Here is a 23,026-nt window from a genome sequence, read left to right on the forward strand (position 1 = left end):
CAATCAGTGTGCTTGACCGGGGGGCGCGCCCTGATGCGGGCATCGATCAGCAGCGCCAGTGACTGTCCCCAGGCTTGACCGGCCTGCATGCTCTGGCCCATCAGATGGGCATGACGGCGATGGTGTGCTTACGGGTCTGCGAGTTGCTGCCGATTGCAGCAGGACGGGGGCGCCTTGGCAGTCTGCGCGGCAGACTGTGTACAGGACTGCGCCAGGTGGCGCAAGGCGCACGGCGCTGTGGGGAATGCTGTGCCGCCGGCAGACGAACAGTAAGCCGGCGGCTCAGGGTCAGGCGGGTGCGAAGAACCCGGTGATCGCCGTGTGCGCGCTGGCACGGGCTTCGCTCAGGGCAGGTTCGCCACGGGCAGTGCCTTCGACGCAGAAAAAATGCAGGTCGCGCAGGCCCACGGTTGCCAGCGCGGCCTGCAGATAGGGACGCAGAAAGTCCGGTTGGCGCGCGTGCTCGCCGCTGATCAGGCCGCCCGAGGCGATCGCCACGTACACCGGGCGGTCGCGCAGCAGGCCGACCTTGCCTTGCGGTGTGCCGTTGAAGGTCACGTGAATGCGCACGATGTGGTCGATCCAGGCCTTGAGCGCAGACGGTACCGTGTAGTTGTGCATCGGCGTGGCGATCAGCAGCATGTCGGCGTCGTCGAGCTGGCGGATCAGCTCGGCGGAACGCTGCAGCGTGCTCCCCGCTTCGGCCTGCACCGCACCGGGCGCCGAGGCGAGTGCCACCGCGTAGGCGCTGTCGGCATGCGGCAGGTCGTTGAGGTCGATATCCTGCACCGCGAGCGAATGGCGGGCGGCCAGGCCGTCAAGCACCTGCTGCGACAGGCGCAGGCTTTCCGAATCGGCGCCGCGTGAGCTGGCGATGAGGCGAAGGATGCGAAGGGGAGTGCTCATGCTGACGTTCCTCGCTGAAGCTGGCCTCAGGCCAGGTTGGCCTTTTCCAGCCCGTACAGCTTGTCGGCGGAGCCGGGCACGTTGCGGAAGGCCACGCTGAGGCGGTTCCAGCCGTTGATGGCGACCACCAGGAACGACAGGTCGGCCAGCTCCTGCTCGGAGAACTGCTCGAGCACGCTGGCGTAGATGGCGTCCGATACGCCGTGCGGCGACAGCTGGGTCAGGGCCTCGGTCCACTCCAGGGCGGCGCGCTCACGGGCCGAGAACAGCGGCGACTCGCGCCACACAGCGACGTGGTGCAGACGCAGTTCGCGTTCGCCGTGGATCTTGGCTTCCTTGACGTGCATGTCCACGCAGAAGGCGCAGCCGTTGAGTTGCGAGGCACGCAGGGTGACCAGGTGAGCCAGTTCGGTGAGGAACGGCGTCTTGTTCAGCAGGGTGGAGAATTCCGCGTACTTGCTGGCGGTCTTGGGAGAAAGTTTGAAGTAGTCGAGACGCTGGCTCATGGTTTTCATCCGTATCCGAGTTGAGAAGAAACCGATGCCTCTCTGCTGTCGGCAGAACTACCCTGGCCCGGTGGAGATGAATGTACGCACCAGTGGCTTAACCACATAGATCCATTATTAGCGTTTTCGACTGGTCCACTTTGCGTGAATATGCCAGTCGTCATTCGGCCAAGGCGATACTCGGATGAGGATGGCTTGCGGCCTCGGCGCCGCAAGCCTGGATGAAAGCCCTACTCAGGCCGGCTGGTAGTTCAGCGGCCGCTTCGACGTTTCCGGCAGCGCCAGGCCGCCGGCGAGGGCAATCAGGGCGATGACGATCAGGTAGTAGGCCGGTGACATGCGGTCGCCGGTCTGCTCGATCAGCCAGGTGGCGACCAGCGGCGCGGTGCCGCCAAAGATGGTGTAGGCCAGGTTGTAGGTGAAGGCCGAGGCGGTGTAGCGCACCCGGGTCGGGAACTGTTCGGAGAGCAGCACGGCGGTGACCACGCCGCAGATCACTGCGCCGACGGCGAGCAGCATGGCGCCCAGCGCCGAGGGAAGCAGCGCGCCGGAGGTGGCGAGGGTAAAGGCCGGGTACACCGCGACGATCAGTGCCACCCCGGCGGTGAGAATGGTGCGGCGGCGGCCGACGCGATCCGAATAGCGCCCGACCAAGGGGCACAGCAGCGCGGCGAAGGTCAGCGCCACCAGGCTCGCCAGCAGCGCGGTCGGCCGCGTGGCACCGCCGACCACCTGCATGTAGGTGGTGAGATAGGTGGTGAACATATAGAACGACAGCGCCGTGGCGGAGATGAACGCGCCCAGGCAGGCGATGGTCGCGCCGTGCTCGCGCAGGGTTTCGATCAGCGGCGAATGCTCTGGTGCGGGTTCGGCGGCCATCGCCTTGAAGGCCGGTGACTCGTCCAAACGCAGGCGCATGTACAGGCCCACCAGGCCCAGCGGCGCGGCGATCAGAAACGGCAGGCGCCAGCCCCAGGCCTGCATCTGCTCGCTGCTGATCAACTGGTCGAGGCCGAACACCAGGCCGGCTGCCGAGGCGAAGGCGAGGAAGGTCGACACCGGCACGAAGCTGCCATAACGGGCCTTCTGTTCGGTGGGCGCATGCTCCATGACGAAGGCGCAGGCGCCGGCGTACTCGCCACCGGCGGAGAACCCTTGCAGGCAGCGCGCCAGCGCCAGCAGCAGCGGGGCAAGCAGGCCGATGCTGGCGTAGGTCGGCAGCAGGCCGATCAGCGTGGTGGCGCCGGCCATCAACAGCACGGTGATCGACAGCACGCGCTTGCGCCCGATGCGGTCGCCGAGAATGCCGAAGACGATGCCGCCCAGCGGGCGCAGGGCGAACGACACGGCGAATACCGCGAAGGTCTGCAGCAGCGCCAGGGTCGGATTGCCCGGCGGGAAGAACAGCGAGGCGATGGTCACGGCGAGAAAGCCGTAGACGGCGAAGTCGAACCACTCGACGAAGTTGCCGATGGCCGATGCGGCGATCACCTTGTGCAGTGTGGCCGGGCTGACCTGCTGGCCTGTATGGATGGCATTCATGCGGCGCTCCTGATCCCTGATTCAAACGGTTTCAGGCAGGTTACGGAGCGATGGCGCGCCTGAGGGCTTTGCAGACGACGGTGGCGTTGCCGTGAGCGACGCGTCTACAGCCTCAGCGCGCCAATGGCAGTGCGATGCCGATCAACACGAAGAGCACCCCGCAACTGCGATTGAAGGCACGGCCGCCGCGCTGCAGCCAGGGCCGTACGCGAAAGGCCAGCAGCGCCAGCAGCAGTTCGACGAGGAATTCGACCACGGCAAAGGTCGCTGCCATCACCACGAACTGTACGGCCAGGCCGCGCTGCGGATCGACGAACTGCGGCAGGAACGCGCCGTAGAACAGGATCACCTTGGGGTTCGACAGCGCCGACAGCAGGCCCTGGCGAAACAACCGGCTGGCGCTGGGGCGGGCGCCGCTATCAGCCAGCTTCAGATTCATCGGCGGCGAGCGCCACAACTGCACCCCCAGCCAGATCAGGTAGGCGCCGCCGATCCACTTCAGCGCCAGCAGTGCGTTGGGCGCGGTCTTGAGCAGGGCACTGAGGCCGAACATGGCCAGGGCGATCAAGGTACTGAAGCCGACCACCCCGCCAAGGATGGTCGCCAGCGCCATGCGTGCGCCGTACAGCCCGCCGTGGGTCAGCGCCAGCAGGCTGTTGGGGCCGGGCGTCAGGGCCAGGCCGAGGGTGGCGACGAAGTAGACGAGCCAGAGTTCGAGGGCCATGCGGGTCTCCTGTGAATGCGCGGCCAGTCTAGTCAGCGCTTGCGGCGACAATGAGGTAGATTCTGGTCATCTAGCGGTGATTACTGGACAAGTCATGGCCGAAAGTCCCGATCTGCGTTTTCTCCTGTTGCCACTGCCGGAGTTCGCCCTGCTGCCCTTCGGTGGTTTTCTCGACAAGTTACGCTTCAGCGCCGATGACGAGGACTACAGCCGCCAGCGCTACTGCGCCTGGACGATTCTTGGCCTGCAACCCGGGCATGCTCCATCCAGCAGCGGTGCGGCGCTGCGTATCGAGGCCACGCCGGAGCAGATCGATCTGGCCGACTTCGACTACCTGGTGTTGTTCGGCGGGCGCAACGCGCAGGCCACCGCTGCGCTGGCGCCGGCCTACCAGCTGCTGTTACGTCGCGCCGCGCGCGCCGGGGTGAAACTGGTGGCAATCGACAACGCCAGCTTTCTGCTCGCCGCCTGCGGCCTGCTCGATGGTCATCGGGTGGCGGTGCATTGGCGGCACGAGGCGGAATTTCGCGCCAGTTTTCCGCATCTGCGCCTGGCCCGCGAGCGCCTCTATTGCCTCGATGGCGCGCGGATTTCCTGCGCCGGGGGCACGGCGGCCATCGACCTGGCGGTGGAACTGCTGGCCCAGGGCAGTGGCCGGGCGCGGGCGCTCAAGGGCCTGGCCGATATGCTGGTGGACGAAACGCGTAGCGGCCAGCACGCGCTGCGTTCGCTGCACACGACATCGAGCGGCGAGCGCCATGTCGACCGCGCCATCGCCCTGATGCGCCATGGCCTGGCCAGTGCCGACGGCATCGAGCAACTGGCGGCCAGTGTCGGCATCAGCCGGCGTCAGCTCGATCGCCTGTTCCAGGCCAGCCAGGGCATGAGCGCACGTGAATACTGGAACGAACTGCGCCTGCAGCACGTACGCTGGCGCCTGCTCAACTCCAGCCACAGCCTGGCGCAGCTTGCCGACGAGATTGGTGTCAGCGATGCCAGTCATCTGGGCAAGCTGTTCCGTCAGCGCTTCGGTACCACGCCTGGGGCAATGCGCCGCCAAGCCAAACCCACGGCGTAGGAGCGGCTTCAGCCGCGAAGCTGTGACAGCAGCGGCATCCACACCGAGGCCAGTAGCAACAGGGCCATACAGCGGTTGAACAGTCGCAACCTCGCCGGATCCCGCAGCAGGCGTGCGCTGCCAATGCCAAGCAGGCCCCAGGCCAGCAGACAGGGCGTGGAGACGAGCAGAAACAGTGTCGCGTAGCTCGCCACGGCGGCGAACGAGGCCTGGCCATCGAGGAAGATCGCCGTGACCGACACGGTCATCAGCCAGGTCTTGGGGTTGATCAGTTGCAGACCGGCGCCCTGGACGAAGCCCTGGCGTTGATCGACGCTGCGCTCGTCCAGGCCGGCAGCTTCGGCGCGCATCAGTTTGCAGGCCATCCAGCTGATCCAGGCGGCGCCAGTCCAGCTCATTGCTGTCTGCAGCAGGGGCGCGCGGGCCAGTAGTTCGCCCAGGCCCAGGCCGACCACCAGCAGCATCAGGCTGGCGCTCAGACTGGCGCCGACCGCGATGGCCAGGGCAATGGACAGGCCGAAGCGGGCGGCGCTGCCGAGTATCAGCAGGTTGGTCGGGCCAGGCGTGATCGAGGCCGCCGAGGCGAACAGGATGAAGGGCAGCCACTGGTTCATGGCCGGGCTCGGGTGGCGGTGAATGGCATGGGGAATCGCTCCATGGAATATGGCGCGATTGTCCGGCCGCCGGATTCAGCGGTCTTGAAGCTTTGTGCAGAGGTTGCGGTAGGCGCCTGGGCTCAGACCATTGGCGCGGCGGAACCAACGCCCCAGGTGGCTCTGATCGGCAAAACCCAGATCACTGGCTACATCCGCCGGGGCCGTGCCGAGGGCCAGCAGACGCCGTGCGCGCACCAGGCGCAGCTGGATCAGGTAGCCATGCGGTGCGATGCCGAAGGCCGCCTTGAACGCACGGCTGAGGCGAAAGCGATCCACACCGCAGACTCGCGCCAGCTCGTCGAGGCCGATGTTCTGGTGAAACTGCGCATGCAGGTACTCGCGGGCGCGCAGGGCAACGGAAGGGATGTGCGGGTTGCCCGGCGGGCGCTGGCGCCAGTGCAGGCTGCGCGAGATGCGCTCCAGCAGCGCATCCAGCGCGGCGTCGCGCACCATGCGCGGCTCACCGTCGTGTAATGCCTGCAGGGCGTTGGCGATGCACGGCAGCAGGCCGGGGTCGTCCGGCTGGGTGCGCGGCACGCCGGGCAGGCAGTCGCTGGGCGTCTGTTCGAACAGCGCCGGCAGCGCGCGCTGCAGCCACGCTGGCTCGAGGTAGAGCGTGGAGTAGGTGAAGCCACCCGGCGACGGCGCATGGCCGTCGTGAATGTCGCCGGGTTCGAGGAAGAAGGTCTGCCCGGCAACGCTGCTGAACAGCGCACGGCGGCAGTGGAACTGCTGCACACCCTGTTCGGTGAAGCCGATCAGGTAGCTGTCGTGCCAGTGCGGGTCGTAGGCGTGGCCCTCGAAATGCGCACGGATCACCTCGATGCCGGTATCGGCATCCTGCTTGAGGTCGACCCATGACTGCGCGTTCATCGCCTGTTGCCTATCGCTGCTGTGGACCGATGAGCTTAGCGCGTTCGGCGCGCAGGCCTAGAAGGTTTGTGCAGCAGATGAAAAGCTCGCGGACAAGTCCGCTCCCACAACTCCAGCGGCGTTCTGTGGGAGCGGACTTGTCCGCGAAGCTTTTCTCCAACAGGCCCCTACAACTCGGGATACCAGCGCGGGGTATACACCCACTCGCCGCCATTGGCTCGCGGGAAGCGACGGGTCTGGCTGGAACCGATGATCACCAGGGTGCGCATGTCGACCATCTCCGGCGTCAGCTCGCCCAAGGTGAGGCTACGCAGTGCTTCGGCAGGACGGCCGATATCGCGGCCGAGCACCACCAGCGTTTCCGGCGTGCGGTGCTGGCGCAGCAAGTCGAGCGCGCGGCCGAGCTGCCAGGGGCGGGATTTGGAGATCGGGTTGTAGAAGGCCATGGCCAGGTCGGCCAGGGCAGCGTGCTCCAGGCGTTTCTCGATCACCGCCCAGGGCTTGAGGTTGTCTGATAGCGAGATCAGGCAGAAGTCATGACCCAGCGGCGCGCCGGCCTTGGCAGCCGTGGCCAGGGCAGCGGAAACGCCCGGTAGTACTTCCAGTTCGACGTCTTGCCAGGCCTCGCTTTGCGGGCTTTCCAGTGCTTCCATCACGGCGGCGGCCATGGCGAACACACCGGGGTCGCCCGAGGAGATCATCACCACGCGGCGGCCGCTGGCGGCCAGCTCGAAGGCGTGGGCGGCGCGCTGCAGCTCCTCGCGGTTATCGCTGGGGTGCAGGCATTGATCGGCACGCAGCGGGCCGGCCATCTTCACGTAGGTGTCGTAGCCAAGCAGGTCTTCGGCTTCGTCGAGGGCGCGGCGCACAGCGGGGGTCATATGTTCGGCGGCCCCAGGACCAAGGCCGACCACGCTAAGGCGCCCACGGCGCTGGCCGAGGCGCTCGATATCCAGCGGTCGCTCGCCCAACAGCAGGCGCAGGCCGTCGCCAATATGGTGCTCGGGCGGCAGTTCGCTGGTGTTGTGGATAAAGCGCAGCGGCAGGTTCAGTGTCTGCGCTGCCGCGTGCAAGTCAGCGTTGGCCATCAAGCTTTTATCCGCGATCAGGCACGCCAGCGCCTGCGGCGCCAGGTTGGCGGCGCTGAGTGCCTGCTGCAGGCGCGCCGGCAGGTCGGCGCCGGGGCGTTCGATCAGCGCGGCGGCGCAGCGCGGGTGGATCAGCAACTCGTCCGGTTGCGCCGGACGCGCCTGCGCGGTGACGTGGATGACCCGGCGGGCGGTTTTATCCACAGGCAGTTGCGCCGTCTCGAGCCAGGGTGCCTGGCCTTCGATGCGTACCGTTTCGCCACCGAGCAGGTCGCTGACGAAGCGCTTGCCTTGCTGCAGGTCGGCCAGCGCGTAGCCGGCCGGCGGCTCCAGCAGGCAGGTGCCGAAGCGCAACTCGCCGCTGGTGGTGATGGCTGGCGTGACGTCCAGGTGCGCGGCGATCTCGCGGGCCAGGCGGTTGACCCCAGCCAGGCCACCGAGCAGCGGCACCACGGCGCTACCGTCTTCGGCCAGGGCCAGCACCGCCGGCTCGGCGCCCTTTTCCGCCAGCAACGCGGCGAGACTGCGAATGACGATGCCGGCAGCGCACAGCACCACGAGCGGCTGGCCGGCGCGATACAGCGCGCGCAGGTGCTCGCCGAAGTCATCGTAGTGGCGCTCGGCGCCATCGGCGCGGCCGCGCAGGCCATGGATCACGGCCTGTGGATAAAGCGCCTGGAGGCGTTGTGCAGTGGCCAGCGCGCTGGCGCCGAGGATGACGATGTTCATACGGTAAATCCTGTAGCCCGGATGCAATCCGGGGAATGGGTTTCCCGGATTGCATCCGGGCTACGGTCTTGAGACGGGTAGGGCGGGTGCAACCCGCCAGCTCGCTGTTGGCGGGTTGCACCCGCCCTACGGGATTACCCCCGCCATTTCTGTCCTGGCACCAAAATCATGGAAAAGTACGGCGACTCCATCGGCTCCACCTCGTCCAGCGCGACGATCTTCTGGCTGGCCATGGTGGCGCGTTCGACGTAGTGGGCGCGGTCGTCCAGGCCGAGCTTGCGCAGCACGCGGCGCACCTTGTCGAAGTTGCGGCCGAGCTTCATCACCACGGCCGCTTCGGCGTCGCGCAGGCGTTGTTCCAGCTCGTCTTCCGGCAGCACGCCGGAGAGCACGCTCAAGCTCTGGTTGCGGTACACCAGCGGCGTGCCGAGCACCGAGGCGCAGCCGAGCATCGAGCACACGCCGGGCACCACTTCTACCTCGTAGCGATCGGCCAGGCGGTCGTGCAGGTACATGTAGGAGCCGTAGAAAAACGGGTCGCCCTCGCAGATCACCGCCACGTCCTGGCCGGCGTCCAGCAGCCGGGCGATCTGCTCAGCGCAGGTGTCGTAGAAGTCGGCGATCACATCTTCGTAGGACAGCGGCGGGGCGAGCTTTTCGGTGGTCACCGGGTAGACCAGTGGCAGGCGCTGCTGGGTGTCGTCCAGGTGCGCTTCGATGATGCCGAAGGCATTACCGCCGTGGCCGGCGTTGTGCTTGGCCTTGGCCACGAAATAGGCCACCACCGGTGCGCCTTTGAGCAGGCGCAGGGCCTTGAGGGTGAGCAGCTCGGGGTCGCCAGGGCCGACGCCGAGGCCGAGCAGACGGCCAGCCATCACTCCACCTCCGAGGCGAGGGCGTTGACCGCCGCCACCGCCATGGCGCTGCCGCCACGGCGGCCACGGACGATCACGTAGGGCACGCCACGGCTGTCTGCGGCCAGGGCGTCCTTGGATTCCGCCGCGCCGATGAAGCCCACCGGCATACCGATGATCAGCGCCGGCTTCGGTGCACCGGCGTCGAGCATTTCCAGCAGATAGAACAGCGCGGTGGGCGCGTTGCCGATCACCACCACGCTGCCTTCCAGGTGTTCGCGCCAATGCTCCAGGGCTACCGCCGAGCGGGTGTTGCCGACTTCGCGGGCCAGCTCCGGTACGCCGGCGTCATGCAGGGTGCAGATCACCGGATTGTTGGCCGGCAGGCGCGGGCGGGTGATGCCCTCGGCGACCATGCGCGCGTCACAGAGGATCGGTGCACCAGCCAGCAGCGCGGCGCGGCCAGCGGCGCCGGCACCGGGGGAGAAGCGCAGATCCTCGACCACGTCGACCATGCCGCAGGCGTGGATTACCCGCACGGCGAGTTTTTCCAGGTCGGCGGGGATGCCATCGAGGTTGGCCTCGGCGCGGATGGTGGCGAAGGAGCGGCGGTAGATTTCCTGACCGTCGCGGATGTAATCAAGCATCGGGGGTTCCTGCGGGTGTTGGCGGGCGAACCAGGCGCCGGCCTCGTCGATGGTCATGTCTGGTGCCAGCAGGCGGCCGAAACCTGGCGCCTCGGGCGTGCGTTGATAGAGCTGGTAATGTTCGGGCGTGCTGGCCAGCAGCGTGTAGGGCTGCACGCGAGCGCTGGCGCAACTGCGCGAGCAGGCGCTGAGGTGTACCTGCGGACGAGCGCCGTTTTCGCGCAGTCGCTCGGCCAGCTGCAGGGCGTGCTGCTTGCTGTCGGCCAAACCGCGGGCGCAGGCCGCCGAGCCGGTGCAGGCGACCAGGCCGAGCAGCGGCTCGTCGGTCTGGGTGAGCAGCCCCAGTTCGGCCAGCGCGGACAGCAACTCGCCGGCCTTCGCTTCGGGTACGTTGCCCAGCAACAGACCCTGCCAGGGTGTCAGGCGCAACTCGCTGTCGCCGTGGCGCTCGCTCAGTTCTGCAATGGCGAGGAGTTGGTCGGCGTGCAGGCGACCCAACTGAGCACCGGCCGCCACCATGCGCAGGCCGCTCTGCGCCTGTGGATAAATTCCTGCCGGAGCCCGTCCAACGCCAGCGCTCGGCTGCCAACGGGCCGGCACCGGTTGCAAGGGGAAATCCAGTCGAGTCTGCAGGCGTTGCAGCAGGTCGGCCACCGGGATATGCGTCAGCAGCTGACGCATGCGCGTTTGCTCCGGGGTGGCAAGTTCGAGGAACAGCAGCAAGAGCTGGCGCACCAGTTCGACCGCCTGCGTCACCTCGACTCGCGCCGGTGGCGCGTCGCTGGGACAGCCGGCCAGGCCCAGCAGTATGTGGGTTTCGTCCTCGGCGGCCAGCCACAGGTCATGGGGATGTTCACGCATGGCCAGGGCTTCGCCACCGTCCAGTTGCAGGGCGAACTTGGGCGACAGCGCATGCAGCGCCGGGGTGTCCTGCAGCAGGTCGAGCAACTGGCTGGCCAGCGGGCGTACGTCCATCCGCATGTGCGGATCGAGGCCGGCGGCAGGGCTGAGCAGCAGGTTGCGTACATCGTCGGCGGCGGCCACGCGCGGTCCGAGGCCAGCGCCGAGCAGAGCGTCGATCAGCGTGCTCTCCTGGCCGGGCAAGACGCCACGAATCTGCAGGTTGCTGCGGTTGGTCAGCTCCAGCACGCCACTGGCATGCTGCAACGCCGCCTCGGCAATCGCCCGCGCCTGGGCACTGCGCAGCACGCCGCCGGGCAGCTTGATGCGGCAGATGCCGCCATCCAGCGCAGGGACGATACGCAGCAGGCCGGGGCATGCAGAAGGGCGAACGGGCGCGAGCAAGGGATCACCTGTGGATAACGACGCGGCGACCGAACCAGCGAAATTCGCCCATAGGGAATTTCATGGCATCGGTACACCCCGCCCGATGTTGGCACTCGCGACCAGCGTTCGTCGGCAGGTCTCCTGGCTGACAGGTCATGATCCGCTGCGCCTTCCCGGTTAACAGGCCGTTGAAAAACTACCTACGTTGGCAATACGGCGTTAAAAACGGCCTCAAAATGCTCATTTACAACACGTAAATTGCGCTTTTTCGGCCGTTTTGCCTTGTCTTGCCTACCTCGCCTACGTTTTTCAACGGCCTTTCACCCAGTGGCCGATTGCATTGGACTCGCTGTTTACAGTTGCGGGGGCAGCTCGGTCGCGATCAGAGATCGCTCCGGATTCCCTCTTAGGCCCGTTTTTTAAGGGGCACCGACGAAGGCTGTATTATGCCCGCTTTGCCCGGCGTCGCGACACGCGCCCTGTCGGCTACTTGCGAGGAAGGTGGATGAAACCCTGGTTGACCCTGGTTGGCATCGGCGAAGACGGCTATCCCGGTTTGGGCAAGGCCGCGCGCCGCGCCCTGCTGACGGCCACGCGCATCGTCGGTGCGCCGCGGCAACTGGCCTTGCTGCCGCCGTGCATCGGCGGCGAACGGGAGACCTGGCCCAGCCCCTTCGATCTTGGGCCGCTGCTGGCGAAGCGCGGCGAGGCGGTGTGCGTGCTGGCCAGCGGCGACCCGATGTTCTACGGCGTCGGCGCCAGCCTGGCGCGCCAGGTGCCTGCCGATGAGTTGCAGGTATTGCCGGCACCGTCTTCGGTGTCGCTCGCTGTGGCGCGCCTGGGCTGGCCGTTGCAGGAGGTTGAGGTGATCTCCTTGGTCGGCCGGCCGCTGGCCACGCTCAACGCCCGGTTGTATCCCTGTACGCGTCTGTTGGTGCTGAGCGCCGATGGCGACACGCCTGCTCAGGTCGCCGAAGCCCTGCGTGCGCGCGGTTTCGGCGCCAGTCGCCTGACCCTGCTGGAGCATCTGGGCGGCCCTGACGAGCGCCGCATCGAGGGCCTGGCCGCAAGCTGGAACTTGCCGCGTAGCGCCGACCTCAACCTGCTGGCCGTGGAGTGCCTGGCCGACGCCGGGGCGCAACTGCTGCCGCCGACCTGCGGTCTGCCGGACGACGCCTACCGCCACGATGGGCAACTGACCAAGCGCGACGTTCGCGCCGTGACCCTGGCGCGTCTGGCGCCACTGCCTGGCGAGCTGCTGTGGGATGTCGGCGCCGGTTGTGGCTCCATCGGCATCGAATGGATGCGCGCGCACCCGGCCTGCCGAGCCATCGCCATTGAGGCCAACAAAGGGCGTCAGGATCATATCCGTCACAACCGCGATGCCCTTGGCGTCCCCGGCCTGCAACTGGTGGCCGGGCATGCGCCCGAGGCGCTGGATGCGCTGCCGGCTCCGGATGCGATCTTTATCGGCGGCGGCGTCACCGTGCCCGGCGTGCTGGATGATTGCTGGGCCGCGCTCAAGGCAGGCGGGCGACTGCTGGCCAACGCCGTGACGATTCAGAGCGAGGCGGCGCTGGTGGCCTTCCGTGAACAGCATGGCGGCGAGCTGCTGCGTCTGACAATGGCCCAGGCGCAGCCCTTGGGCGGCTTCGATACCTGGCGCGCGGCGCTGCCGATCACTCTGCTGGCGGTACGCAAACCGTGAGTGCGCGCATCCTGCTGCTCGGCGGCACCACCGAGGCGCTGCGCCTGGCCCGTCGCTTGGGGCCGGAGGCGATCTACAGCCTGGCCGGCCTTGGCCGCGTGCCGGAGGATCTGGCCTGCCGCGTGCGTGTCGGCGGTTTCGGCGGCGCCGAGGGCCTGGCCGCCTTTATCGCTGGCGAAGGCATCGAGCTGCTGCTGGATCTGACTCACCCCTACGCGGCGCAGATCAGCCATAACGCGGCCCGTGCTGCCGAGATCGCCGGCGTGCCGTGTTGGGCGCTGCGTCGTCCGGGCTGGCAGGCCGGCCCGGATGATGACTGGCGCGAAGTGGAGGGCTGGGATGAACTGACCCGCGCCCTGGCGCCCTTCGAACGGCCGTTCTTCACCTCGGGGCGCGAGCCGCTGGCGCATCTGCACGAGATTCCCGCGCATCAGCACTGGACGGTGCGCTGTCTGCAGACCGAGCCGGCACCGCCGCGTGCCGAGGTGATCGGTGCGCGTGGGCCGTTCGCCCTGGACCAGGAGCGCGCGCTGTTCGCCCGTATCCGCTGCGACGTGCTGGTGAGCAAGAACAGCGGCAGCGCCTCCACCGAGCCGAAGTTGCAGGTGGCGCGGGAGCTTGGATTGCCGGTGCTGCTGCTGCGTCGTCCGTCTTTGCCAGCGGTGAAGCGGGAGTTCGCCGAGCCGGACGCCTTGTGGGAGGCGCTTCAGCGGCGAATGGATGGCTGCCGTCGCGGCTGAAGCCCCTCCCACAATGGTTACATCCGCCCTACGCTTGCTGTTGCGCTGCTAGACTGCCGGCCCGTTCTGGAGACCGTCATGAGCCAAACCCCCTACGCCCGCATTCTGTTCATCGGCCCCGGCCTCGGTCGTGGTGCTTCGGCCGAGCGTTTGCGGCAGCGCGTTGAAGCGCTGTTGGGTGAGGCGCATCTGCATGACAGCGAGCAGGACGGCTTCTGGCAGGCCATCGATGAGGCGCCGCGACCGCTGCTGGTGGTCGATCTGGAGCCACGCGCCGATGCCGCGCACCGCGATTGGCTGCGCGAATGTATCGCCGAGCGCGGTGATTGGGCAGATGTGTTCGTGGTCTGCACGGCGCTGGAAGACACCTGGCTCGATGGCCTGGGCGCACTGCTGGAGCAGCGTGACGCGCACATTCCCTGCAGCGATGTGCCGCCGGTGCCGGCGCATCATGCTTGGTCGCAGATTCCGCCGCATGCGCAGCGTCTGCTGCTGTGCAACGGTCCGCGCTGCACGCGCAAAGGCGCGCTGGGCCTGTGGAAAACCTTGCGTCAGCGGCTCAAGGCGGCGGGCAGGCTGGAGTGCGAGGGTGGCGTGCATATCACCCGCAGCCAGTGCCAGTTCCCCTGTGACCTGGGGCCGACCGCGAGCCTTTATCCACAGGGCGAGTGGTACGGCATCAGGGACGAGGCCGCGGTGATTCGCCTGGTCGATGAGCGGCTGGTAGCGGGCAGGGCGCTACCGGATCTGCGTATCGACGAGCAGGCGTAAGGTTGCTGCCAGTCAGTCAGAACGAACGCCCGTGATTGCCTCGCAGGATCGCGGCGTTTTCACCTGATCGAGCAGCCGCGGATGCTCGCGAACCAGAGCGTATCGCGGACAAGTCCGCTCCCACGGGTAATGCTGTTCACTTAAGGTTGTACAGGTTTGGCTCCCTCTCCCCAAAGGGGCGAGGGGACTAATCGTGTCCGACTAATTCTTATGTCAACAGCGTTACGCTCCCACAGGAGGTACGCTTTCGCAGCGCTGACGCATTCGTTCTTGTGGGAGCGGACTCGTCCGCGAAGCGTTGGTTCTAGGGGCTATTTATCTCGCGGCAGACGCCGCTACAGGCGAAGCTCGCCTTGACTACCCTCCGCATGGGTGGTCATATCCGCCCCGCTTCAGGTGTCTCACGCCGCCGCGCGTGAGGTGAAACGGGAAGTCGGTTGAAGTCCGACGCTGCCCCCGCAACGGTAAGCGAGCGACCGCATCGATACGCCACTGTGCGCCACGCGCATGGGAAGGCGATGCGTTCATGACCCTCGCAAGCCCGGAGACCGGCCTGGAGTCGTTTTTTGTCTGGCAACCCGCGGTGGGCGGGCGTTGACTCCAGTCGGGCGACCATGCCCTGTCTGCTGTTGCGCATTTTCCATCGGATTGCCGTGCCTCTTCCCGACGATGGAACATTTATGGCGCGCCACTTCCGCTTCAATCAATCCTTCCCGAGCGTTTCGGTCGCAGAACCCGTACGGCTGCTTTCCAGGCTGCGAATGTCGATAATGTTATGTTATAACAGTAACATTTCATCCCACGATTCTCCGCGCAACACTGGAAGTTCTGCCGTGCAAAACCCTGTACTTCGCTGCACCTGGCCGCTGGCCCTGCTTTGCAGTGGCATGGCGTTGGCCAACGAGGCCGTCGATCTGCCCGAGCTCACCGTCCACGCCAAGGCCGCCGAGGAGGGCGAGAGCAACCTGCATACGCCCACCAGCAGCGGCTCGCGCCTGGAGCTTTCGGCCCTGCAGACCCCGGCCAGCACCACCAGCCTGAGCGGCGCCGAGGTGCGTGGGCGCAACAACCTGACGGTGCAGGATGCGGTGACCCGCACGCCCGGCATCAGCGATATCGGCACCCCCGGCAATGGCGGCACGGCGCTCTCGGCGCGCGGCTTCACCGGCCATTCGGCGACCATGCAGCTGTACGACGGCACCCGCCAGTACGTCGGCGCCGGCACCGTGACTTTCCCGGCGGACACCTGGTCGGTGGCGCGCATCGACGTGCTGCGCAGCCCGGCCTCGGTGCTTTACGGCGAGGGCGCCACCGGCGCGGTGATCAACGTGGTGCCGAAGAAGCCCTTCGCGGGCGAGATCCGCAATCAGCTGCGCCTTGGCTACGGCAGCGACGACCGTCGCCAGGCGGCGCTGGACAGCGGCGGTTCGCTGAGCGACGCGCTGAGCTATCGCTTCAACGTCAATCAGCAGGCCAGCAATGGCTGGGTCGACCGGGGGGATTCGGACAGCGTGGCGGTCAGCGCCGCTCTGCGTTGGGACGCCAGTGACGACCTGAGCTTCACCCTGTCCCACGACCATGGCGACCAGAACCCGATGCGTTACCTCGGCACGCCGCTGGTCGATGGCAAGTACCGTGAGAGCCTGCGTGAGCGCAACTACAACGTCGCCGACGCCGATATCCGTTATAACGACCAGATCACCCGCCTGGTCAGCGATTGGCGCATCAACGACGCGCTCAGCGCCAGCAACCAGCTCTACTACATCAAGACCCAGCGCTACTGGCGCAATGCCGAGGCCTATCGCTGGCAGCCCGGCGATACGGTCGAGCGCAGCGAGTTCTACCGGATCAAGCACACCCAGGAGCAGATCGGCGACCGCCAGACCTTTACCCTGGATCACGCCCTGTTCGGCCTCGATAGCCGCACCGTGGTTGGTGTCGATTACAACCGCATCCACTTCGCCCGCCAGCACGACTTCGCCAGCAGCTTCAGCGACAGCGTGCCGCTGGCCGGCTCCGGTGGCGGCCAATACCAGAGCACCGATCCGCTCGGCTACGGCCCGCGCGAGCGCAACCTGGCGCGGCAGTTCTCGCTGTTCGCCGAGAACCGCACCCAGCTCACCGAGCGCCTGTCGCTGGTCACCGGCGTGCGTCGCGACCAGGTGCATATCCAGCGCGACAACCTGGTCGATGGCAGCAGCGCCGACCGTAGCCTGAGCGGCGACAACTGGCGCGCCGGCCTGGTCTTCGCGCTGACCCCGGAGCTGTCGCTGTACGGCCAGTACGCCACCAGCAGCGAAGGCGTGAGCAACCTGCTGACCCTCAGCCCGAGCCAGCAGCAGTTCGACCTGAGCGAAGCCGGGCAGACCGAGATCGGCCTCAAGCAGGCGTTCTGGGGTGGGCAGGGCGAGTGGACGCTGGCGGCCTATCACATCGTCAAGAAGAAGCTGCTCAGCCGCGAAACTCCGGCCGCGCCCACCGAGCAGATCGGCCAGCAATCTTCCGACGGTCTGGAGGCCACCCTGGAGCTGGCGCTGGGCCAGGGCTGGCAGGTGTCGGCCAACGCCGCCCTGGTGCGCGCCGAATACGACGACTTCGTCGAAGGCGGCGGCGACCGCAGCGGCAATCGCCCGACCGACGTGCCCAGGCGCACCGCCAACCTGTGGCTGAACAAGGATCTGGGCAGCGGCGTGGACGCCGGCATTGGCGCGCGTTATGTCGATGCGCGCTACGCCGACAGCGCCAACACCGCCAAGGTGCCTGGCTACACCGTGGTCGATGCCAACATTGGCTGGCAGGTGCTGAGGGATCTGCGCCTGGGCCTGGAGGCGAACAACCTGTTCGACCGCCAATACGCCACCAGTGCCAGCAGCGACGGCCAGCAGTGGTATCTGGGCGCGCCACGCTCGTTCTTCGTCACTGCGGACTACAGCTTCTGATGGATCGTCTTCGTCTGCGCCAACTGGCCTGGTCCGCGGATGGGCAGCGACGGCTGCTCGACGGTATCGACCTGGCGGTCGGCAACGGCGAGCTGGTGGGGCTGATCGGCCCCAACGGCAGCGGCAAGACCAGCCTGCTGCGCTGCGCTTATCGCTATCAGCGGCCCAGCGCCGGCGATGTCGAGCTGGACGGCGAGGCGCTGTGGCAGCGCCCGCCGCGCTGGAGCGCACAGCGCGTGGCGGTGGTGCTGCAGGAGTTTCCGCAGGATTTCGGTCTGCGCGTGCAGGAGGTGGCGGCCATGGGCCGCACGCCGCACAAGGGTTTGTTCGACGGCGACGATGCCGAGGATCGACGCCTGGTCGACGAGGCGCTGGCCCGCCTCGGTCTGAGCGACCTGGCGCAGCAGCCCTTCGCCCGCCTGTCCGGCGGCGAGAAGCAGCGCGTGCTGCTTGCCCGTGCCCTGGTGCAGCAGCCGCAACTGCTGATCCTCGACGAGCCGACCAACCACCTCGACCCGCGTTACCAGCTCGAGCTGCTTGGCCAGATCAAGGCGCTGGGCCTGGCGACGCTGGCTAGCTTCCACGACCTCAACCTGGCGGCGGCCTTCTGTGATCGCCTCTGCGTGCTCGACGGGGGCCGTCTGGTGGCCATCGGCCCGCCCGCCGAAGTGCTGACCACCGAGCTGCTGCAGCAGGTGTTCGGCCTGCAGGCGCTGGTCGACACCCATCCACTGGCGGGTCATCCGCGCATTACCTGGATTGTTTGATGAAGCGTTTACGCACGGCTGAACCTGTAGGAGCGAGCTCTGCTCGCGAATCCTGGGAAAAGACAAAAGCTTCGCGAGCAAAGCTCGCTCCTACACTCGTTGGCGCAATCCTGCTAGGGCTGATCAGCCCCGCCTGGGCCGTCACCGTGACCAGTTGCGACCGTCAGGTGACCATCGACCACCCGCCCAAGCGGGCGGTCAGCCATGACGTCAATATGACCGCCATGCTCCTGGCCCTGGGCCTGAAGGAGCGCATGGCCGGCTACACCGGCATCAGCGGCTGGAAGACCCTCGATCCGAAGATGCGCGAGCAGCTCGACGGCCTGCCGGAGCTGGCCGCGCGCTATCCGTCGCTGGAGAACCTGCTGGGTGCCGGCAGCGATTTCGTCTTCGCCGGCTGGAACTACGGCATGCGCATCGGCGGCGAGGTCACTCCGGCCAGCCTGGCGCGCTTCGATATCCCGGTGTACGAATTGAGCGAGTCCTGCGCGCACGTGTCGCCCGGCCGTGTCGCCAGTCTCGAGGATGTCTACGGCGACCTGCGCAACCTCGGTCGCATCTTCGCCGTCGAGCCGCGCGCCGATGAACTGGTGCAAGGCATGCAGCGACGCGTGGCGGCAGTACAGGCGCGCCTCGGCGAAGCGCCGGCACGGCCGCGCGTATTCGTCTACGACAGCGGCGAGGATGTGCCCTTCAGCGCCGGACGCCTGGGCATGCCGCAGCCGCTGATCGAGGCAGCCGGTGGGCGTAACGTAATGGACAGCGTGGCGGCCAACTGGATGAAGGTGGGCTGGGAGTCGGTGGTCGAGCAGGACCCGGAGCTGATCCTGATCGTCGACTATGGTGAGCGCACCGCGGCGCAGAAGCGCGACTTCCTGCTGCAGCACTCGGCGCTGCAGGGGGTGACCGCGATTCGTGAGAAACGCTTCGTGGTGTTGCCCTATCTGGCGGTCACGCCGAGCCTGGATAACGCCGCCGCCATCGAAACCCTGGCCGCCGCGCTGCACCCCGAGGCTTTCGACCTGTGAGCCGTTATCGCCTGTTGCTGGTTGGCCTGGCCGTGCTGCTGGCATTGTCCTGTGCGCTGTCGCTGGCCTTTGGTGCGGCCAGGGTCGAACTGGAGCAGGTGCTGGCGATCCTTGCCCAGCACCTGTTCGGCATCACTGCCGAAACGCCGGTCAGCGTCGGCCAGGACAGCATCGTCTGGCAGTTGCGCGCGCCGCGGGTGCTGCTCGGCGCATTGGTGGGTGCCGGGCTGGCGGTGGTCGGCACGGTGCTGCAGGCGGTGACGCGCAATCCGCTGGCCGACCCGCACCTGCTCGGCGTCAGCTCCGGCGCCGCCTTCGGCGCGGTGGTGGTGGTGCTGTACCTGGGCGAGTTCGCCGGGCTGCTCAGCCTGCCGCTGGCGGCCTTCGTCGGTGCGCTGGCGAGCATGTTGCTGGTGCTAGCCATCGCCAGCCGCAGTGGCCGTCTGCACAGCGACCGTTTGCTGCTGGCCGGGGTGGCGGTGTCCTTCGTGATGATGGCGGCAAGCAACCTGCTGCTGTATCTGGGCAACCCGCATGCGGCCAGCTCGGTGCTGTTCTGGATGCTCGGCGGCCTTGGCCTGGCGCGCTGGGAGCTGCTCTGGCTGCCGGCGTTGTGTCTGGCCCTGGCGCTGGCGGTGCTGCTTGGTTTGGCTCGCGCGCTGAACGCGCTGATGGCCGGCGAGCAGAGCGCGGTGAGCCTCGGTCTGGAGCCGCGCCGCGTGCGCCTGTTGGTATTCGTGGCGGCGTCGCTGCTCACCGGCGTACTAGTGTCGCTGTCCGGCGCCATCGGCTTCGTCGGCCTGATACTGCCGCACGTGGCGCGCTTTCTGGTTGGCGCCGAGCACCGTCGCCTGCTGCCGGTGGCGGCGCTGCTGGGGGCGCTGTTCCTGGTCTGGGTCGATGTCGCCGCGCGCACCTGGCTGGCGCCGCAGGACCTGCCCATCGGCATCGTCACCGCCGCCATCGGCGGGGTGTTCTTCGTCGCCCTGCTCAGGCGCCGCTAGTCGCCCGAATCGAACCTGGGCAGGCCGGCCAAGTCATCTGCTTGAGACTCCATGGCTGGGGAGGAGGGCTGATCATGCTGGCGCAATTACCCACCGCGTTTCGCGATCTGCAAATTCCGCTGCGCCTGAAACTGTGGGACGGCAAGCAGATCGACCTGGGACCCAGGCCGCGGGTGACTTTGGTGGTCAAGGACCCCAGCCTGGTCACGCAATTGGCCCACCCCAGCCTGGATGCACTGGGCGCCGCCTATGTCGAAGGCCGCGTCGATCTGGAAGGACCCATCGAAGACGCCATCGAGGTGGGCGATGCGCTGAGCACCGCGCTGCTCGGCGACCAATCCGTACCTGTCGAGCCTTACGCGGCGCACGACAAGCGCAGCGATGCCGAGGCCATCCGCTATCACTACGACCTGTCCAACGATTTCTACCGCCTGTGGCTGGACCGCGACATGGTCTATTCCTGCGCCTACTTCAAAACCGGCCAGGAGAACCTCGACCAGGCCCAGCAGGGCAAGCTGCGCCACCTGTGCCGCAAGCTGCGCCTGCAGCCGGGTGACAGGCTGCTCGATGTGGGCTGCGGCTGGGGTGGCCTGGCGCGCTTCGCCGCGCGGGAGTACGAGGTTGAGGTCTACGGCATCACCCTCAGCCAGGCGCAGCTGGAACTGGGCCGGCAACGGTTGGCCGAAGAGGGCCTGGAAGCGCGGGTGACCCTGGCGCTGCTCGACTACCGCGACCTGCCGCAGGATGGCCGCTTCGACAAGGTGGTCAGCGTCGGCATGTTCGAGCACGTCGGCCATGCCAACCTGCCGCTGTATTGCGAGCGGCTGTTCGGTGCGGTCAGGGCTGGCGGTCTGGTGATGAATCACGGCATCACCTCGCGCTTCACCGATGGCCGTCCGGTGGGCCGTGGCGCTGGCGAGTTCATCGACCGCTACGTGTTCCCGCAAGGTGAGCTGCCGCACCTGGCGACCATGGCCAGGGCGATCAGCGAGGCCGGGCTGGAGATCGTCGACGTGGAAAGCCTGCGCCTGCACTATGCGCGCACCCTGCACCTGTGGAGCCAGGGGCTGGAGCGACGACTGCAGGAAGCCGCGCAGTGGGTGCCGGAAAAGTCCCTGCGCATCTGGCGCCTGTACCTGGCCGGCTGCGCCTATGGCTTCCAGCACGGCTGGATGAACCTGCACCAGATCCTTGCGGTGAAGCCGCGCGAAGATGGCGGCCACGATCTGCCGTGGACCCGCGCTGATCTTTACAGCTGATGGGGTAACATGCGGCTCGTCTTGATCCCGCGAGCCGCCCATGCCCCTGTCGCTGCGCCCCCGCTACCGCGTCCTGCTCACCGTGCTGGCGATTGTCGCCGGCCTGCTGCTGAGCCTGTGGCTGGGCGGACGCTATGCCGAGCGGCGCGCCTGGGACGAGCGCAGTGTCGAGGCGCGCGGGCAACTGCAGCTCTACGCCCAATCCATCCGCACGCTGGTCGAACGCTTCAGCTCGGTGCCCGAGGTGCTGGCGCTGGACAGCGACATCCGCACCCTGCTGCGCGCGCCGCATGATCGCCAGTTGCGCCTGGCGCTCAACCAGCGCCTGGAGCGCCTCAATGCCGCAGCCGGGTCTACCGTGCTGTACCTGCTCGATGCCCAGGGTGAAACCCTGGTGGCCAGCAACTGGCGGGACTGGAGCAGCTTCGTCGGCAACAACTACGCCTTTCGCCCGTACTTCCAGAACGCCGTGCGCGATGGCGGCGCGCGCTACTTCGCGGTGGGCGTGACCACCGGGATTCCCGGCTACTTCCTCTCCCATGTGGTGCGTGGCGACGACGGCGAGCTGCTCGGTGTGCTGGTGGTCAAGCTGGAGCTGGAAGAGCTGCAGCGCGAATGGGTCGGCCAGCCCGGTGTGCTGTTGGTCGCCGACAGCTATCAGGTGGTGATCCTCAGCAACAAGCCGATCTGGCGTTTCCGCGCCTTGCAGGCGCTTGACGAGCGTGCGCTTGCCGAGCTGGTGCAAGTGCGCCGCTACGCCGAGCAGGCCTTGCAGCCGCTGGCGCACCAGGTGCACCGGCAGATCGACGCCGATGCGGACTGGGCCCGCGTCGATGGCCCCGACGGCAATCGCGACTACCTCTGGCAGCGCCTGTACATGCCCGAAGAGGGCTGGACCCTGCATCTGCTCAGCGAGCCGGCCGGCCTGGCCGACAGCGTGCGCAGCTATCGTCTGGCCGCCGCCGGGGTGTGGATGACCTTGGCCTTCCTGTTGCTGTTCCTCGCCCAGCGGCGCAAGAACCAGCGCCTGCAGGCCGGCATTCGCGAACGCCTGGAGCGCGAGGTGGCGCTGCGCACCGCCGAGCTGCGCGAGGCTCAGGACGGGCTGGTGCATGCCGCCAAAATGGCCGCGCTGGGGCAGATGTCGGCGGCCCTGGCGCACGAGATCAACCAGCCCCTGACCGCCCTGCAGATGCAGCTCGGCAGCCTGCGCCTGCTGCTCGACAGCGGTCGGCCGGAGGCGGTGCGTGAAGGCCTGCAACGCATCGACGGCCTGCTGCAACGTATGGCCGCGCTGACCGGTCACCTCAAGACCTTCGCCCGCAAAACCCCGGCCGGCCTCAGCGAGCGCCTGGGTCTGGGCGACGTGCTGGAGCAGGCCCTGCAGCTGTTGGCGCCACGCATGCGCAGCGAGCAGGTGGAGTTGCGCACGCAGGTCGACGCCGAGGCCGAAGTGCTCGGCGATGCCATTCGCATCGAACAGGTGATCCTCAACCTGCTGCATAACGCCCTCGATGCCATGGCCGATAGCGAGCCGCGCATCCTGCTGGTACGCATCGCCCGTGAAGACGACAACTGCCTGCTCAGCGTCGAGGACAGCGGTGGCGGCATCGCCGAAGAAACCCTCGGCCGCGTGTTCGAACCCTTCTTCACCACCAAGCCGGTGGGGCAGGGCCTGGGGCTCGGGCTGGCAGTGTCCTACGGTATCGTGCGCGATCTCGGCGGCAGCCTGGAGGCGCACAATGGTGAACTGGGCGCGGTCTTCACTCTGCGGTTGCCGGCAGCGCCTTGACGGCCTGTTAGAGGCTAGCGTGGATGACGCTGTTTTCGTCCACCAAGGTTGCGAGGTCACGGTGAATGGGTGAAGCGTCATCCACGACGAGCCTTTGTAGGAGCGGCTGGGCGGCATTCCGCTTCAGC

At 67.3% G+C, this 23,026-nt stretch carries 19 protein-coding genes, 1 pseudogene and 2 riboswitches; of the genes and pseudogenes, 10 read left to right on the plus strand and 10 right to left on the minus strand.

Going from position 1 to position 23,026, the window contains the following annotated elements; translation table 11 throughout:
* Positions 1 to 288 precede the first annotated feature (288 nt).
* From B2U07_RS08355 to B2U07_RS08370, 4 genes are all read right to left on the minus strand, one after another.
* Positions 289 to 906 carry an FMN-dependent NADH-azoreductase gene (locus B2U07_RS08355; RefSeq protein ID WP_275546321.1) on the minus strand — a complete coding sequence of 206 codons (618 nt, stop codon included), beginning with the start codon at positions 904 to 906 and terminating at the stop codon, positions 289 to 291.
* Positions 907 to 932: 26 nt separating this feature from the next.
* Complete coding sequence (locus B2U07_RS08360) at positions 933 to 1,412, minus strand: carboxymuconolactone decarboxylase family protein (protein ID WP_197858670.1); 480 nt, start codon at positions 1,410 to 1,412, stop codon at positions 933 to 935.
* A 234-nt stretch (positions 1,413 to 1,646) separates the two neighbouring features.
* Complete coding sequence (locus B2U07_RS08365) at positions 1,647 to 2,954, minus strand: MFS transporter (RefSeq protein WP_275546322.1); 1,308 nt, start codon at positions 2,952 to 2,954, stop codon at positions 1,647 to 1,649.
* A 112-nt stretch (positions 2,955 to 3,066) separates the two neighbouring features.
* Positions 3,067 to 3,678, minus strand: coding sequence for a LysE family translocator (locus tag B2U07_RS08370; protein ID WP_275546323.1), 612 nt, complete (start codon positions 3,676 to 3,678; stop codon positions 3,067 to 3,069).
* Between the two features lie 94 nt (positions 3,679 to 3,772).
* Here B2U07_RS08370 and B2U07_RS08375 point away from each other — a divergent pair, with 94 nt between their 5' ends.
* Positions 3,773 to 4,756, plus strand: a complete 984-nt coding sequence (locus tag B2U07_RS08375; RefSeq protein WP_275546324.1) for a GlxA family transcriptional regulator — start codon at positions 3,773 to 3,775, stop codon at positions 4,754 to 4,756.
* 8 nt (positions 4,757 to 4,764) lie between these two features.
* Here B2U07_RS08375 and B2U07_RS08380 read toward each other — a convergent pair whose 3' ends face one another.
* The 6 genes and pseudogenes from B2U07_RS08380 to cobG all read right to left on the minus strand — a co-directional run.
* The gene (locus B2U07_RS08380) at positions 4,765 to 5,370 is read right to left on the minus strand and encodes a LysE family translocator (RefSeq protein ID WP_275546325.1); all 606 of its coding nucleotides are present in this window, start codon (positions 5,368 to 5,370) and stop codon (positions 4,765 to 4,767) included.
* 75 nt (positions 5,371 to 5,445) lie between these two features.
* The gene (locus B2U07_RS08385) at positions 5,446 to 6,285 is read right to left on the minus strand and encodes an AraC family transcriptional regulator (RefSeq protein WP_275546326.1); all 840 of its coding nucleotides are present in this window, start codon (positions 6,283 to 6,285) and stop codon (positions 5,446 to 5,448) included.
* A gap of 167 nt (positions 6,286 to 6,452) precedes the next feature.
* Complete coding sequence (gene cobJ / locus B2U07_RS08390) at positions 6,453 to 8,102, minus strand: precorrin-3B C(17)-methyltransferase (RefSeq protein ID WP_275546327.1); 1,650 nt, start codon at positions 8,100 to 8,102, stop codon at positions 6,453 to 6,455.
* Between the two features lie 134 nt (positions 8,103 to 8,236).
* On the minus strand, positions 8,237 to 8,977 hold the full coding sequence (locus tag B2U07_RS08395) for a precorrin-2 C(20)-methyltransferase (RefSeq protein ID WP_275546328.1): 741 nt from the start codon (positions 8,975 to 8,977) through the stop codon (positions 8,237 to 8,239).
* The gene (locus tag B2U07_RS08400) at positions 8,977 to 9,603 is read right to left on the minus strand and encodes a precorrin-8X methylmutase (RefSeq protein WP_041975515.1); all 627 of its coding nucleotides are present in this window, start codon (positions 9,601 to 9,603) and stop codon (positions 8,977 to 8,979) included. Before B2U07_RS08400 ends, B2U07_RS08395 begins: the two co-directional genes overlap by 1 nt.
* Before the next feature lie 189 nt (positions 9,604 to 9,792).
* Positions 9,793 to 10,908 (minus strand): annotated as a pseudogene (cobG, locus tag B2U07_RS08405) (precorrin-3B synthase); the annotation flags it as partial.
* Between the two features lie 96 nt (positions 10,909 to 11,004).
* A riboswitch (cobalamin riboswitch) is annotated at positions 11,005 to 11,339 on the minus strand.
* 56 nt (positions 11,340 to 11,395) lie between these two features.
* Between cobG and cbiE the strand changes: the two are divergent.
* The 9 genes from cbiE to B2U07_RS08450 all read left to right on the plus strand — a co-directional run bounded on the left by cbiE (position 11,396) and on the right by B2U07_RS08450 (position 22,898).
* The gene (gene cbiE, locus B2U07_RS08410; protein ID WP_275546329.1) at positions 11,396 to 12,598 is read left to right on the plus strand and encodes a precorrin-6y C5,15-methyltransferase (decarboxylating) subunit CbiE; all 1,203 of its coding nucleotides are present in this window, start codon (positions 11,396 to 11,398) and stop codon (positions 12,596 to 12,598) included.
* Positions 12,595 to 13,338, plus strand: coding sequence for a cobalt-precorrin-6A reductase (locus B2U07_RS08415; protein ID WP_275546330.1), 744 nt, complete (start codon positions 12,595 to 12,597; stop codon positions 13,336 to 13,338). Before cbiE ends, B2U07_RS08415 begins: the two co-directional genes overlap by 4 nt.
* 78 nt (positions 13,339 to 13,416) lie before the next feature.
* Entirely contained in the window at positions 13,417 to 14,109 is a 693-nt protein-coding gene (locus tag B2U07_RS08420) for a (2Fe-2S) ferredoxin domain-containing protein (RefSeq protein ID WP_275546331.1), read from the plus strand.
* A gap of 377 nt (positions 14,110 to 14,486) precedes the next feature.
* A riboswitch (cobalamin riboswitch) is annotated at positions 14,487 to 14,680 on the plus strand.
* Positions 14,681 to 14,996: 316 nt separating this feature from the next.
* Positions 14,997 to 17,048, plus strand: a complete 2,052-nt coding sequence (locus B2U07_RS08425) for a TonB-dependent receptor (protein WP_419096332.1) — start codon at positions 14,997 to 14,999, stop codon at positions 17,046 to 17,048.
* Positions 17,048 to 17,815 (plus strand): ABC transporter ATP-binding protein, encoded by a 768-nt coding sequence (locus tag B2U07_RS08430; RefSeq protein WP_275546333.1) that lies wholly within the window; start codon positions 17,048 to 17,050, stop codon positions 17,813 to 17,815. Before B2U07_RS08425 ends, B2U07_RS08430 begins: the two co-directional genes overlap by 1 nt.
* On the plus strand, positions 17,815 to 18,843 hold the full coding sequence (locus B2U07_RS08435) for an ABC transporter substrate-binding protein (protein WP_275546334.1): 1,029 nt from the start codon (positions 17,815 to 17,817) through the stop codon (positions 18,841 to 18,843). The genes B2U07_RS08430 and B2U07_RS08435 overlap by 1 nt, the downstream gene beginning before the upstream one ends.
* Entirely contained in the window at positions 18,840 to 19,847 is a 1,008-nt protein-coding gene (locus tag B2U07_RS08440; protein ID WP_275546335.1) for a FecCD family ABC transporter permease, read from the plus strand. Before B2U07_RS08435 ends, B2U07_RS08440 begins: the two co-directional genes overlap by 4 nt.
* 74 nt (positions 19,848 to 19,921) lie before the next feature.
* Complete coding sequence (cfaB, locus tag B2U07_RS08445) at positions 19,922 to 21,106, plus strand: C17 cyclopropane fatty acid synthase CfaB (RefSeq protein ID WP_197859474.1); 1,185 nt, start codon at positions 19,922 to 19,924, stop codon at positions 21,104 to 21,106.
* Positions 21,107 to 21,146: 40 nt separating this feature from the next.
* Positions 21,147 to 22,898: an ATP-binding protein gene (locus B2U07_RS08450; RefSeq protein WP_275546336.1), complete on the plus strand. Its 1,752-nt coding sequence runs from the start codon at positions 21,147 to 21,149 to the stop codon at positions 22,896 to 22,898.
* The last annotated feature ends 128 nt before the right edge of the window (positions 22,899 to 23,026 follow it).

Origin of the sequence: Pseudomonas sp. UBA7530, from assembly GCF_002479365.1 — a bacterium.
Lineage (GTDB): Bacteria > Pseudomonadota > Gammaproteobacteria > Pseudomonadales > Pseudomonadaceae > Aquipseudomonas.

Bases quoted from the DNA above. Each gene is read 5' to 3' on its own strand.
- B2U07_RS08355 (WP_275546321.1), bottom strand. From the start codon at position 906: ATGAGCACTCCCCTTCGCATCCTTCGCCTCATCGCCAGCTCACGCGGC.
- B2U07_RS08360 (WP_197858670.1), bottom strand. From the start codon at position 1,412: ATGAGCCAGCGTCTCGACTACTTCAAACTTTCTCCCAAGACCGCCAGC.
- B2U07_RS08365 (WP_275546322.1), bottom strand. From the start codon at position 2,954: ATGAATGCCATCCATACAGGCCAGCAGGTCAGCCCGGCCACACTGCAC.
- B2U07_RS08370 (WP_275546323.1), bottom strand. From the start codon at position 3,678: ATGGCCCTCGAACTCTGGCTCGTCTACTTCGTCGCCACCCTCGGCCTG.
- B2U07_RS08375 (WP_275546324.1), top strand. From the start codon at position 3,773: ATGGCCGAAAGTCCCGATCTGCGTTTTCTCCTGTTGCCACTGCCGGAG.
- B2U07_RS08380 (WP_275546325.1), bottom strand. From the start codon at position 5,370: ATGAACCAGTGGCTGCCCTTCATCCTGTTCGCCTCGGCGGCCTCGATC.
- B2U07_RS08385 (WP_275546326.1), bottom strand. From the start codon at position 6,285: ATGAACGCGCAGTCATGGGTCGACCTCAAGCAGGATGCCGATACCGGC.
- cobJ (WP_275546327.1), bottom strand. From the start codon at position 8,102: ATGAACATCGTCATCCTCGGCGCCAGCGCGCTGGCCACTGCACAACGC.
- B2U07_RS08395 (WP_275546328.1), bottom strand. From the start codon at position 8,977: ATGGCTGGCCGTCTGCTCGGCCTCGGCGTCGGCCCTGGCGACCCCGAG.
- B2U07_RS08400 (WP_041975515.1), bottom strand. From the start codon at position 9,603: ATGCTTGATTACATCCGCGACGGTCAGGAAATCTACCGCCGCTCCTTC.
- cbiE (WP_275546329.1), top strand. From the start codon at position 11,396: ATGAAACCCTGGTTGACCCTGGTTGGCATCGGCGAAGACGGCTATCCC.
- B2U07_RS08420 (WP_275546331.1), top strand. From the start codon at position 13,417: ATGAGCCAAACCCCCTACGCCCGCATTCTGTTCATCGGCCCCGGCCTC.
- B2U07_RS08425 (WP_419096332.1), top strand. From the start codon at position 14,997: ATGGCGTTGGCCAACGAGGCCGTCGATCTGCCCGAGCTCACCGTCCAC.
- B2U07_RS08430 (WP_275546333.1), top strand. From the start codon at position 17,048: ATGGATCGTCTTCGTCTGCGCCAACTGGCCTGGTCCGCGGATGGGCAG.
- B2U07_RS08435 (WP_275546334.1), top strand. From the start codon at position 17,815: ATGAAGCGTTTACGCACGGCTGAACCTGTAGGAGCGAGCTCTGCTCGC.
- cfaB (WP_197859474.1), top strand. From the start codon at position 19,922: ATGCTGGCGCAATTACCCACCGCGTTTCGCGATCTGCAAATTCCGCTG.
- B2U07_RS08450 (WP_275546336.1), top strand. From the start codon at position 21,147: ATGCCCCTGTCGCTGCGCCCCCGCTACCGCGTCCTGCTCACCGTGCTG.